Genomic DNA, 12643 nt, shown 5'->3' on the forward strand with positions numbered 1-12643 from the left:
GTCAGAGAAGTGATGCAGCACAAACGTCGATAGACTTGCCAGCCGGCGAGGTGGCAACCCGCTGTACCACGCTACCCACCACAATCAAGCACGGTGACGGCAGAGGATTCTTAGCCAGCATGTCTGGCATGCTGGCTAAGCTGCCCACGAGCGACTGCTGGCTCGGCTGGCTGGCGTTGGCCACTAGCATGATCGGCCATTCATCGGGCAGACCTGCCTGGCGTAAGCCTTGGCAAATAGCGGCTACTTTGGAGAGGCCCATATAAAACACCAGGGTTTCATCTTTACGTGCCAGCGACGCCCAATCCGGCGTGCCCTCTTCGCGACATAGCTGGGCGGTCACAAAGCGCAGCTGCTGCGCGTGGCCGCGATCGGTCAACGGAATACCCATGCAGGCAGCAGCGGCTGAGGCGGCGGTAATTCCCGGCACAATAGTGGCAGGCACCTGGGCGGCTGCCAGAGCATCCAGCTCTTCACCCATGCGCCCAAACACCGCTGGGTCACCGCCTTTCAGGCGCACTACCGACTTTCCTTGTTGAGCAAGTGCGACCATCAGCGCGCCGATTTCATCCTGAGGAACGCTGTGATGGCCACGTGCTTTGCCCACGTAGTAGCGCTCGGTGTGGTGAGGAATCAGTGCCAGCACGTCATCGCCGACCAAGCGGTCATAGACAACGGCATCCGCCTGCATGAGCAGCCGAACAGCCTTGAGCGTTAATAGCTCCGCATCGCCGCTTCCCGCGCCGACTAAGTAAACCTGCCCGCCACGGCACTGACCCAAACCTCCCCGCAGCGGCACATGTAACTCCTCAGCAGGGCGAGCTGATGACGAGCACCCACGGGCCAACATGCGCATAAAGGCGTTAAGCCAGTTCAGTATTAGGGGTCTGCTTAGCGCGCGCATGGGGCCGCTCCTCTTCAATAAGTGACTTCAATTCGGGAATACAGCTGCCGCACTGAGTGCCGCAGGCGAGCCTGGCACCCAGTGCTTCGATACTGATATCGCCCGCGCGAATGGCGTTAGTAATCGTGGTTTGGCCTACTTGATGACAGCTGCACACCACCGGGCCGGTATCGACGGCACCATCGTCACAGCCCGCTAATAAGCGCCGCCGGTGGGTATCGCTCAGCGTCGTCTCGTTAAAGCGGGATTCAAGCCACGCCAGCCCCGGCAGCTCGCTGGGCAGGCCGACCATTAGCCACCAGCGAAGCTGGCCATTTTCAACACTCGCCGCCCGCAGTCGCCCGCTGGCGGCATCTTGGCTGAGTACCGACACAGGCCCTGGCAACCACGCGCCAAGCTGTGCTAACCAGTCGCCGACCGGCTGGATATCGGCAAGTTGCCAGCGCTGTAAGCCGTGCATAGGGATGCGTGTCCAGTAGGCGCTAGTGCACCACGGCGTTGATTCAACAGCTGTATCAGCAATAAGCAGCGTGGCCTGCCACTCCACCCTTAGCGGGGCCAGCGCTACGGCACCGTGTTTGGACTCCGGCTGACCGGAGAGCGGGTCCGTAATGCTATCGATCAGCGCACTGCTTCTAGCCTGCTGAGTGAAACAATCGGTCCAGTGAATGGGCACAAACACCTCGCCACGCCGCTGGGCATTGGAAATCCGCACACGGGCATGAAACTCCCCCTTCGCAGCGGTTAATACTGCCAAGCCTTGGTCGGTAACACCGGCGACGTGGGCATCATCGGGGTGCACATCGATGAAGGGCTCCGCGCGGTGATTCATTAAGCGCGGCGCGCGAGCAGTACGCGTCATGGTGTGCCACTGGTCGCGAATCCGGCCGGTATTTAAACGCAGCGGGTAAGCGGCGCTAAGCGCTTGCTCGGGCCACTGCGGAACAATCGCCAGCAGCTTGGCGCGGCCATTCGCAGTGGCAAATTCACCCTTTTCAAACAGCCGAGCAGTGCCATTTGGTGCGGCCTTGGTGACCGGCCATTGAATCGGCGCTAAGGCGTCGTAGCCTGCGCGACCCAGCCCGACCAGGCCCGAGATATCAAATAGCCGCTTAGGAGTGGCGTGTATGGCGTCGTTCTCAAACCCTGACAGCCTTGCGTGCTCATCAAAAATTTCCCAGGGATGCGCATAGTTAAACGCCTCAACAAACCCCAGCTGTTTGGCGACTTCACAGATAATCCACCAGTCGTGGCGTGCCTCACCCGGGGGTGCCAACATGCCCCGCTGACGTGAAATACGTCGCTCGGAGTTGGTCACGGTGCCATCTTTTTCCGACCAGCCTGATGCAGGTAGCACGATATCGGCATAGGGCAGCAGGTCGGTGTGGGCCGCGCACTCGGATACAATCACCAGCGGGCATTTTTCCAGCGCGGCGCGCACCCGCGCCGCGTCGGGAAGGCTAATGACGGGATTGGTGGCCATGATCCAAAGCGCTTTAATCTCGCCGCGTTCAATGGCCTCAAATAGCTCAACGGCTTTATAGCCGGGGCTTGCGGGTAACGTTGGCGTAAGGTTCTCGGTTGCCCAAAAGCGGCTGACCAGATCAATTCCACCGGGCGTGTGATAATCCATGTGGGCGGCTAGCTGATTGGCAAGCCCGCCGACTTCGCGCCCGCCCATCGCATTTGGCTGGCCGGTAATTGAAAAGGGCCCGGCTCCCGGCAAACCAATTTTTCCGCCCGCTAGGTGGCAGTTAATAATCGCGTTGCATTTATCGGTGCCGCTGGACGATTGATTAACGCCTTGAGAATAAAGCGTGACCACGTGCAGCTGGCTGGCAAACCAGTAAAAGAAGGTTTCTAGCCGCTCGGGATCCACATCGCAGGCGACCGCGACATCAGCCACCGGCCCTGCTGACTGCTGGGCAGCCACCAAAGCATCGTCAAAGCCCTCGGTGTGGCGCTCAATATAAACAGTATCGAGCCTGCGATGCTGCGCCATCCATGCCAGTAAGCCGTTAAACAAATACGCATCGCTACCCGGTTTAATACCTAGGTAGAGGTCGGCGATTTCACAGCTGTCGGTCACTCGCGGGTCAATCACCACCAGACGCATCAGCGGGTTGCGCTCTTTAGCGACTTTAATGCGCTGGTAAAGCACCGGGTGATTCCAAGCAAGGTTGGACCCCACCAGCACTACTAGCTCGGCCTCTTCCAAATCCTCGTAGTTACAGGGAACCGCATCCGCACCGAAGGCGCGCTTGTAACCTGCCACCGCTGACGCCATACAAAGTCGTGAGTTGGTATCTAAATGAGGGGTGCCTAAAAAGCCTTTAAATAGCTTATTAGCCACGTAGTAATCTTCGGTTAACAGCTGCCCGGAAAGGTACGCTGCCACGCTGTGATTGCCATGCGCTGAGCGCAGCGAGTTTAAGCGCTGCGCGACGGTGCTCAGCGCGACGTCCCAGGTAACGTTGACACCATCCACTCGGGGATGGTTTAGGCGCCCATGATGACCCAGCGTTTCATGCAACGCCGACCCTTTAACACACAGCCGTCCGTAGTTGGCTGGGTGCTCAAGATCGCCCTCTACGGCGCACAGCGTACCCGCTTTCACGGTTGCCGTTACGCCACAGCCGACGCCACAATAGGGGCATGTCGTTTTCACCTGAGTCATAGCTACTCCTCGGGTTGCTGATTAACGCCACGCATAAAAAAACGCCCAGTCCTTTTCTCTAATGCGCTATATAAACGCATTGGGAGAAGAGGGCTGGACGTCGTTGCCACAGCGTATCTTCGTCGGTGCAGACTAATTCACTAACACCTGCCTATTTCCTGACAGTGACACATTTTTAACGGCTACTTATTTTTCTAACGGCTTTGGAGTTATTCGCTGCCGTCGCCTATCAATGCGCTTACTGCTTATTAACTCATTTATTATCTCGCTTATTGATTAGACAACTGCAAATGACAGTCCGCTCATCGCTATTTTCTAAATTAAATATTTAAAAACAGAAGCTTATAAATTAAAAAAATCATAACCGAGCATCTCAAATCCGCTCAGTACACGCTAAATGATGCCTGGGAGTGCATACCAAGCACTTAACGCACCATTGCCGTGCAGGCTTACATTCGAGCAGCTAAGTTAGCCACCTTAAAAATCCCTCTAAGCAACTGACATAATTACAAAAAAAATAATTTAAAAACAGTTGGCTAGATAATTGCTTTTTAATTAGATATCAAGATTTTAAAAATGCTATCGGGCAACGGCGCCCCTGCTACCTCTTCTGCTTAGAAGGTGTAGCAGGGGCGTTTTTTGTTTGGTGCTCAAGCAGCCGCAAAGACACAGAGGAGCCGCCCATGGAAACCACACCCCAGTGCTCATCCATTCGCCATCTGGTGATTATCGGAAACGGCATGGCGAGTCATCGTCTGATTGAGGCGTTGGTGAAACAGCCTACTCGCCCACAGCGCATCACGGTCATCGGTGCAGAGCCGACCCCTGCGTATAACCGTATTTTACTCTCGCCGCTGCTCGCTGGTGAAATGCAACCCGACGTACTGATGCTGCGCGACGCTGCGTGGTACGCAGATCAAGGCATCACGCTAATACTTGGCGAAAAAGTCGACACGCTTGATCGCGCCCATCAAACGCTCACCACCGATAGCGGCCGCACGCTCACTTACGATCACGTGGTATTAGCCACCGGTTCCCACCCGGCAATGCCCGACATTCCAGGCATTGAGCTTGGCGGCGTGCATGGCTTTCGCGACTTACAGGACGCCGCCGCGCTTGAGACCATTGCCCTTCAAGGAGGCAATAGCGTGGTTATCGGAGGCGGTCTGCTGGGATTAGAAGCCGCCGAAGGGCTACGTAAACGCGGCAATAATATCCACGTTAGCGTGCTCCAGCGTAGCGAGCGGCTAATGAACCGGCAGCTGGATACGACCGCCTCACACCTGCTGCAAAACACCCTGACCCAGCGCGGTTTGAATATCGTTACCGGCGCCCAGCTAGTAAGGCTAGAGGGCAATGCCCAGGGCCAAGTCACCAGCGTCCATCTTGCTGATGGCCGCAAGCTGGAAGCGACCAGCGTGATTATCGCCGCTGGTATTACACCCAATGCCGCGCTTGGCCATCACGCGGGCCTAGCGACGGAGCATGCCGTTTTAGTCAATGAATACCTCACGACCAGTGATCCGGCCATTTCAGCGCTGGGCGAGTGCTGCCAGTTTAACGGTGCTACTTACGGCTTAGTGGAGCCGATTTGGCGGCAGGTAGAAGTGCTCGCCGCCACGCTATGCGGCATTGCGACGCCTGGATACAGGGATGCCCCCAGCGCCACCAAACTCAAGATCAGCGGCATTACGCTTTATGCATTTGGCCCCACACAGCCCAGCGCTGAGCACGAGGTGCTGAGCTACCGCGACATCGAACGCGGCGACTATCGCCGGGTGCTGCTACGCAACGGGAAGATTGAAGGCGCGGTGCTTTACGGCGATACCGCGCTGGGCCCTTGGTACTTCGAGCAAGCACTCGCAGGTAGCAATCTTAATGACTGCCGCCAGGCGCTACTGTTTGGCGCCGCGGATATTGAAGTGCTGCGTAGCGCGGCTGCTGAAAATTCGTCTGTCTCTTATGCAAACTCACCTCACACAACGCCGGAGGCAGCTTAGTCATGTCTGCTAAAAACTGGTCTGCTAAAAGCGGGTCTGCTAAAAACTTATCCATGCAAACAACGTCTACCCAACAGCAGCTTATTATTATTGGTAACGGCATGGTCGGCCACCACCTGGTCGAGCAGTTAGTCGAGAACGGTGCACTAGAACGCTATCAGGTCACCGTGTTTGGCGAAGAGCGCCACCGGGCCTATGACCGAGTACATCTTTCTGAGTATTTTAGCGGCCGCGATGCAGATGCTCTGGCGCTTTGCGAAGCGGATTACTACGCCCTTAGCAACGTGGAGCTGCGCAGCGGTGAAGCGGTGATCGAGATTAATCGCGCGGCTAATGAAGTTATTACCGACCAGGGCCGCTACCCCTACGACCGCCTCGTGCTGGCCACCGGCTCCTATCCGTTTGTGCCACCGATTCCCGGCAATCATCGTGAGGGCTGCCTGGTATATCGCACGCTGGACGATCTTGATGCCATTCGCGCAGTTGCTGAAACGGCCACTACCGGCGTAGTCGTCGGGGGTGGTTTACTGGGGTTAGAAGCAGCCAATGCCCTGCGTGGTTTGAACTTAGACACCGCAGTTATCGAGTTCGCGCCGCGCCTAATGCCGATGCAGGTGGATAACGAAGGCGGCGGGCTGCTGCGCGAAAAAATTGAAGCGCTGGGCGTTCAGGTGCTCACCGAACGCGCGACGCAGCGTATTGAAGACGGTAAAGCAAGCCGCCATCGCATGGTTTTCCAGGACGAAAAGATCCTTGAAACCGACCTGATTGTTTTTTCAGCCGGCATTCGGCCTCGCGATCAACTGGCGGGAGACTGCGGCCTGGAGATTGGCGAACGTGGCGGTATCGTGGTGGATAATCAGTGCCTCACCAGCGACCCGGCCATTCTCGCGATTGGCGAGGTGGCACTATGGAACCAGAGTATTTTCGGTCTTGTTGCGCCCGGCTATCAAATGGCCAAAGCTGCATTTTCCACACTGATGGGCGGCGACACGCTCTTTGCTGGCGCCGACATGAGTACCAAGCTCAAACTCCTGGGCGTGGATGTCGGTTCGATTGGGGACGCCCACGGCAACCAGAACCCCGGCGCTCGAATGTTCCGCTACTTGGACCCGATCAAGCAGGAATACCGCAAGCTAGTCGTTTCCAGCGACGGTAAAAAACTGCTCGGCGCTATGCTGGTCGGCAACAACGGCGTGTATGACACGCTGTTGCAGTATTACGCTAACGGCATTGAACTGCCTGCTGAGCCCGCATCGCTGATTCTTCCCCAGAGCGGTGCGGCCCCTGCCCTTGGCCCCGGCGCACTGCCGGAAACGGCAATGATTTGCTCCTGCCATAACGTCAGCAAAGCCGACATTTGCGCCACTATTGACGGCGGTGCGGAAGACCTTGCTGGCGTAAAAATCGCCACGAAAGCCAGCACCGGCTGTGGTGGCTGTACCGCGCTACTCAAAAGCGTGGTCGACTATGAGCTGGAAGCTCGCGGCGTCGATGTCGACAAATCGATTTGCGAACACTTCGCCCATACCCGCCAAGGGCTCTACGATATTGTCCGCGTCGAAGGCATCAAAACCTTTACTGATTTAATTGAAAAGCACGGCAACCCCGATACTCACCGCCTAGGCTGCGATATTTGCAAACCCGCCGTGGGTTCAATTCTGGCCTCCTGCTTTAACGAGCCCATCACGGATGCCGCGCATATTCCTTTGCAGGATACCAATGATACGTTCATGGCCAACATGCAAAAGAACGGCACCTACTCGGTCGTGCCCCGCGTAGCCGGCGGCGAAATCACGCCTGACAAACTGATTACCCTGGGTGAGGTCGCTAAAAAATACAGCCTCTACTCAAAAGTCACCGGCGGTCAGCGAATCGATTTGTTCGGTGCACGCTTGGAAGACCTGCCGGATATCTGGAGCGAACTGATTGCCGCAGGTTTTGAGACCGGCCACGCCTACGGGAAATCGCTGCGCACGGTCAAATCCTGCGTGGGCAGCACCTGGTGTCGCTACGGCGTGCAGGACAGCGTCGACATGGCGATCTGGTTAGAGAATCGCTACAAAGGTCTGCGCTCTCCTCACAAGATCAAGTTTGGCGTTTCCGGCTGCACCCGCGAATGCGCTGAAGCACAGAGCAAAGATATCGGCATCATAGCCACCGAGAACGGCTGGAATCTCTACGTCTGTGGCAACGGCGGCATGCGCCCGCGCCATGCCGAACTGTTTGCCACCGATCTTGACGATGAACAGCTCTACCGCACTATCGACCGATTCTTGATGTTTTACGTACGCACCGCCGACCGGCTACAGCGCACTTCCGTGTGGCGCGAAAATTTAGACGGCGGCTTGGCGTATCTTAAAGAGGTGATTTTGGACGATAGCCTAGGCATCAACGACGAACTGGAGCGCCAGATGCAAAGCGTGGTGGATACCTACCAGTGCGAATGGGCCGACGCCATCAGCGACCCAGAGAAGCTCAAGCGCTTCCGCAGCTTCGTCAACGACGACCGCCCAGACCCATCGATCATTATGACCTCCGAGCGCGGCCAGCTACGCCCGGCGTAAGCGATCCTGTGCACTGTCCCTGACACTGAATAAAACGAGGCACCCCATGACCGTAGCTGCATTGAAAGACGAGATGGATACGGCAGGCTTCAACCACACAAAGACGTGGCAAAAAATCTGTACCAAGGCCGATCTAGTGGCCTTCTCTGGCGTTGCCGCTTGGTTTGAAACCGCAAGCGGCCCGGCCCAAGTCGCCATTTTCTATTTGCCGGTCGACCCAAACGCCGCCACGCTACCTGGCCGCCCCACTGAGCTTTACGCTCTCGACCACTTTGATCCGTTCTCCAAGGCCAATGTGATCGCCCGCGGTATCGTCGGCGATATAAAAGGCGCGGCCGTCGTCGCCTCGCCTATCTACAAGCAGCATTTTCGCTTAGAAGACGGCCAGTGCCTGGAGGACGAGAGCGTCGCGCTACGCACCTGGCCAATCGCCTTTAAGGGCGGCGCGGTTTGGATTGAGGGGTAGCCGTGGCATACGTTTTAAGGTGCGCAAAATGATCATCGGCACGCTGCAAGGCGTCTAATGATTTAGCTCGATCATGCTCAGCCAATAAGGTGCACAGTACTTCGGAGACGGCTAAGGCAGGGGTGAGCGTATGGAAAAAGCTGTAGCTTTCCGTGGCGCAAAAAATGGTGTGCTTGGACATTCCAACCAGCGGTGAAACTTCGCTGTCGGTGATCGAAAGAATGTCCAGCCCCTTGCCTTTAGCCAGCTGCGCAAGCGCTAGCGTCTCAGTCGCATAGGGTTTGATGGAGACGACGAGCACCACGTCATCCGCCGTCGCGCGGATGAGCGCGTCTCCACCGGTTCCCGCAGGCCCATCCAGATGGATCGAACGATCGCTTAACAGTGACATAACGTAATGGAAATGCCATGCAACGGAATGGCACGAGCGCAAACCTAACACGTATACCTTCCTCGCCGACCCCAGCCGCTCGGCAACGGCTGCAAGCCGCTGCAGCGAATCAGGTTCGCTGAGCCTAGCAATCTGGGCGCTCAGCCCCTGCAGCATATGAGAGGCAATATCGCTTTTGGGCTGCTCGGTATCTTCGCTGTCGCGCAGGCGAACCTGCGCAGCAAAGCTGTCACTCCCCCGGCGCAGCGCCGCGGCATAGTGTGCCCGAAGTTCATCGTATCCTTGCATGCCTAAGAACTTTGCAAGCCGTGTCATCGTCGCGGGTTGCACCGCCGCATGACGCGCCAGCTCGCGCATGGACACCAGCGCCACTTCGTCCGGATACTCAAGCACGTAGCGAGCGGCCTGCTGGAGCTGCCCTGACATGGCATCGTACTGAGCAATAATCTGCTCTCTCAGAGGGTCGCTTTGCGCCATTCGTGTTGCCTCTTATCCGGCTCATGTCAGTGATTCATCATTCGTAGCCAAGCCGCTGAGACATAGGGTCCTCGCCGCTAAGCAGCCCATGATTTAAACGCTACTGATCTAAAAAAACAATGATCTAAATGTTTTATTATAAATACAATGATCCATTTGTTGCTAAAATATATAGAGTTGTGCCAATCTACTTATCATCTAAAGCCCACACCGCCGAGCACTCAGGGCAGGGTAATAAGGAGCAGACTCTATGACACGTATTCTTCATCGCGGCATCGGCGGAACGTTGCCTCATGCTGCGTCGGCGCAGGGCGTCTACATCACTGATACCAGTGGACGCCGCTATCTTGATGGGTCGGGAGGTGCTGCCGTTACCAGTGTCGGCCATGCTCACCCAGAAGTGTTGGCCGCCATGCGCTCGCAGATTGATAATCTTTGCTATGCGCACACGGCCTTTTTCACCACGGATGCTGCTGAAGCGCTTGCGGAGAAACTAGTCGATTTAGCGCCCGAGGGGCTGAATTATGTCTATCTGGTCTCAGGGGGTTCAGAGGCCGTTGAAGCCGCTTTGAAGATGGCGCGGCAATACTTTGTGGAGATTGGCGCGCCCCAGCGGCGACACATCATCGCCAGACGCCAGAGCTATCACGGCAATACCATTGGTGCTTTAGCCACGGGCGGCAACGCGATGCGCCGCCAACAGTTTCAGCCCATTTTGCCAGAAACTCATCACGTCTCGCCCTGCTATGCTTATCGCGACAAGGGCATTGATGAGCCACCGGAAGCTTACGCCGCTCGGCTTGCAGACGAGCTCGAAGCCAAGATTCTGGCGCTTGGCCCCGAGGAGGTCATGGCCTTTGTTGCCGAGCCCGTGGTGGGTGCTACGCTGGGTGCGGTAGGCTCGGTTGCGGATTACTTTCAGCGCGTTCGCGCCATTTGCGATAAGTACGGCGTCCTGCTGATTCTTGATGAAGTCATGTGCGGCATGGGGCGCACCGGCACCGTGTTTGCCTGCGAACAGGACGGCGTCATACCGGATATCGTCACCATCGCCAAAGGCCTGGGTGGAGGCTATCAGCCCATCGGCGCGGTAATACTGTCAGATAAAATATACGCAAGTTTTGCCAACGGTTCAGGCCAGTTTCAACATGGGCATACGTACATTGGCCACCCCGTTGCGGCCGCCGCTGCCAATAAAGTGGTTGAGATCATTGCCCGGCCAGAGACGCTTGCTAACGTTAATGCTATGGGTGCGAGGTTGCAGAGCGGCCTTGAAGCGGCTCTCGCGGCCTGCCCCCATGTTGGCGATATACGCGGCAGAGGCTTGTTTCGCGGTATCGAAATAGTCGCCGACCGAGAGCATAAAACACCTTTCGATCCGGCTAAAAAGATTCACGCTAAAATCAAGCGCCAGGCCATGGCACGGGGCCTGATCAGCTATCCGATGGGCGGTACACTGGATGGCACGTACGGTGACCATATTTTGCTGGCGCCGCCTTATATTATTGAGCCCAGCGATATCGATCTAATCATTGAGCGCATTGCCGATGCTATCAACGCCGCGATCGCAGAATAGCGGCGATAACGCACTACTTGAACGGAGCCTCTCATGACGCCATCCCCCTGCCCACCGATTGCTGACGCTGACTGGCCGAGCGACATTGCCGATCAACGCGAAGGTTTTGCCGGTGCACTGAATGTTTATCGCACCATGGCTCACCACCCGGCCCTGCTTAAGGCGTGGGCACCGCTGCGCCAGCATGTAGTGAAAGACAATGCACTAGGGCCCGAGCTGACCGAAGTGGTGATTTTGCGCGCGGGCCTGCGTATGGAGGCGGCCTATGAATGGGCGCATCACGTCAGCCGAGCGCTCGCGCTGGGTTTCTCGGAGGCGCGGATCACGGCCATTCGAGGGATTCCAGAAGGCGTTGACGGCCTTATCGTCCAAGCCGTGGATGCGCTATTTGACGCACGCATGCTAGCGCCGGAGCAGGAGTCCGCACTAGCAGCAGCCATTGGGCGTAAGGCAGTGATCGATCTAATTGCGATGGTGGGTTTCTATTCGGTGCTGGGCTATCTGCTCAAGACCTACGACACGCCCCTTGATACCAATATTCACAAGGAAGCAGAGAATAGGCCCGCGTTATTTTCGATAAACCCAACTGCCGCCTCTCTATAATCTGAGAAGATCATAAAGGCAGAATAGCCGCCTATAGTAGGCGGCGATCGTGGCGATGAAAGCGCCTATAAAGCACTTGTTTAGCTATTCAGAAACGTAATCAGCGCCTGATTAAACTCTTCCGGATGGGTAGCATTGACGCCGTGGGGCCCGCCTTTGATAACATCTAGCGTCGCATTGGGCAGCATCTCTTGCGCCCGCTTACCGCTGACTTCAAATGGCACGATGCCGTCTGAATCGCCGTGCAGCACTAGCGTGGGGATATCAATACTCGGCAAATCTTTGCGGAAATCGGTGTAGCTGAACGCTTTGATGCAGTCGTAAGTAGCTTGCGGTGAGGCAAAGGCAGCAATATCGCGGTGATAAAGGCGGTTAGGCTCACTGACTAAATCGCTACGCTCACCCGCGGTAAAAAAGTCTTTGGTAAACCCGTCTAAAAACGCGAGACGATCACCGGTTACCCCGTCTAAAAATTGATTGATCGTGGCATCGTCCAGTCCACCGTCCGGGTTGTCGTCTGACTTATACAAATAAGGTGGCACCGCCGACGCAAACACAGCCTTACTGACACGCCCTGTGCCGTAGCAGGAAAGATAGCGCGCCACTTCGCCGCCGCCCATTGAAAAGCCCACCAAGGTGGTATCATTCAGATCAAGGATTTCGATAAGCTTCTTTAGATCTGACGCGAGTGTGTTGTAGTCGTAACCACCGTCGGGCTGAGTAGACCTGCCGAAGCCACGACGATCATAGGTGATCACCTTATAGCCCGCCTCCACCAGCGCAGGCACCTGCTTTTCCCAGGAACGCCCGCTTAACGGCCATCCATGGATGAGCACAACGGGCTTACCCGCTCCGCGAACTTCGTAATACAGTTCTACCGGCGTGCCTTTCTCCGTTCCTACGCTCAGCATTGGCATCGTTTAACTCTCCTATTGGGCGTCAAGTGAATCAAACAAACACATCATCAGATGTTAGAACTTAT

The 12643-nt window shown here is 56.4% G+C and carries 9 protein-coding genes; 5 read left to right on the top strand and 4 right to left on the bottom strand.

Annotation, left to right across the window (positions count from 1 at the left end):
• Position 1 precedes the first annotated feature (1 nt).
• Together cobA and ACT3TR_RS02830 are read right to left on the bottom strand one after the other, a co-directional pair.
• Positions 2-904 (bottom strand): uroporphyrinogen-III C-methyltransferase, encoded by a 903-nt coding sequence (cobA, locus tag ACT3TR_RS02825; protein ID WP_096281769.1) that lies wholly within the window; start codon positions 902-904, stop codon positions 2-4.
• Positions 864-3581: a nitrate reductase gene (locus tag ACT3TR_RS02830; protein WP_444624572.1), complete on the bottom strand. Its 2718-nt coding sequence runs from the start codon at positions 3579-3581 to the stop codon at positions 864-866. Before ACT3TR_RS02830 ends, cobA begins: the two co-directional genes overlap by 41 nt.
• 683 nt (positions 3582-4264) lie before the next feature.
• Between ACT3TR_RS02830 and ACT3TR_RS02835 the strand changes: the two genes are divergently transcribed.
• From ACT3TR_RS02835 to nirD, 3 genes are read left to right on the top strand one after another with little or no spacing between them, the layout of a single operon-like run.
• On the top strand, positions 4265-5581 hold the full coding sequence (locus tag ACT3TR_RS02835; RefSeq protein WP_441685251.1) for an NAD(P)/FAD-dependent oxidoreductase: 1317 nt from the start codon (positions 4265-4267) through the stop codon (positions 5579-5581).
• A 53-nt stretch (positions 5582-5634) separates the two neighbouring features.
• Complete coding sequence (nirB, locus tag ACT3TR_RS02840; protein WP_444624772.1) at positions 5635-8148, top strand: nitrite reductase large subunit NirB; 2514 nt, start codon at positions 5635-5637, stop codon at positions 8146-8148.
• 46 nt (positions 8149-8194) lie between these two features.
• Positions 8195-8614: a nitrite reductase small subunit NirD gene (gene nirD, locus ACT3TR_RS02845; RefSeq protein WP_444624571.1), complete on the top strand. Its 420-nt coding sequence runs from the start codon at positions 8195-8197 to the stop codon at positions 8612-8614.
• Here the strand turns inward: nirD and ACT3TR_RS02850 are convergent.
• Positions 8583-9482: a MurR/RpiR family transcriptional regulator gene (locus ACT3TR_RS02850; protein ID WP_444624570.1), complete on the bottom strand. Its 900-nt coding sequence runs from the start codon at positions 9480-9482 to the stop codon at positions 8583-8585. The genes nirD and ACT3TR_RS02850 overlap by 32 nt on opposite strands.
• Positions 9483-9732: 250 nt before the next feature.
• Here ACT3TR_RS02850 and ACT3TR_RS02855 point away from each other — a divergent pair, with 250 nt between their 5' ends.
• Together ACT3TR_RS02855 and ACT3TR_RS02860 are read left to right on the top strand one after the other, a co-directional pair.
• The gene (locus ACT3TR_RS02855) at positions 9733-11058 is read left to right on the top strand and encodes an aspartate aminotransferase family protein (RefSeq protein ID WP_444624569.1); all 1326 of its coding nucleotides are present in this window, start codon (positions 9733-9735) and stop codon (positions 11056-11058) included.
• A gap of 33 nt (positions 11059-11091) precedes the next feature.
• On the top strand, positions 11092-11661 hold the full coding sequence (locus tag ACT3TR_RS02860) for a carboxymuconolactone decarboxylase family protein (protein WP_444624568.1): 570 nt from the start codon (positions 11092-11094) through the stop codon (positions 11659-11661).
• An 80-nt stretch (positions 11662-11741) separates the two neighbouring features.
• Here ACT3TR_RS02860 and ACT3TR_RS02865 read toward each other — a convergent pair whose 3' ends face one another.
• A complete protein-coding gene (locus tag ACT3TR_RS02865; protein WP_444624567.1) occupies positions 11742-12578 on the bottom strand; it encodes an alpha/beta fold hydrolase in 837 nt (278 codons plus the stop codon).
• Positions 12579-12643: the final 65 nt, after the last annotated feature.

Source organism: Halomonas sp. AOP12-B1-6 (assembly GCF_052379225.1).
In the GTDB taxonomy this organism is placed as follows: domain Bacteria; phylum Pseudomonadota; class Gammaproteobacteria; order Pseudomonadales; family Halomonadaceae; genus Vreelandella; species Vreelandella casei.

Bases quoted from the DNA above. Each gene is read 5' to 3' on its own strand.
- ACT3TR_RS02835 (WP_441685251.1), top strand. From the start codon at position 4,265: ATGGAAACCACACCCCAGTGCTCATCCATTCGCCATCTGGTGATTATC.
- ACT3TR_RS02855 (WP_444624569.1), top strand. From the start codon at position 9,733: ATGACACGTATTCTTCATCGCGGCATCGGCGGAACGTTGCCTCATGCT.
- cobA (WP_096281769.1), bottom strand. From the start codon at position 904: ATGCGCGCGCTAAGCAGACCCCTAATACTGAACTGGCTTAACGCCTTT.
- ACT3TR_RS02865 (WP_444624567.1), bottom strand. From the start codon at position 12,578: ATGCCAATGCTGAGCGTAGGAACGGAGAAAGGCACGCCGGTAGAACTG.
- nirB (WP_444624772.1), top strand. From the start codon at position 5,635: ATGCAAACAACGTCTACCCAACAGCAGCTTATTATTATTGGTAACGGC.
- ACT3TR_RS02860 (WP_444624568.1), top strand. From the start codon at position 11,092: ATGACGCCATCCCCCTGCCCACCGATTGCTGACGCTGACTGGCCGAGC.
- ACT3TR_RS02830 (WP_444624572.1), bottom strand. From the start codon at position 3,581: ATGACTCAGGTGAAAACGACATGCCCCTATTGTGGCGTCGGCTGTGGC.
- nirD (WP_444624571.1), top strand. From the start codon at position 8,195: ATGACCGTAGCTGCATTGAAAGACGAGATGGATACGGCAGGCTTCAAC.
- ACT3TR_RS02850 (WP_444624570.1), bottom strand. From the start codon at position 9,482: ATGGCGCAAAGCGACCCTCTGAGAGAGCAGATTATTGCTCAGTACGAT.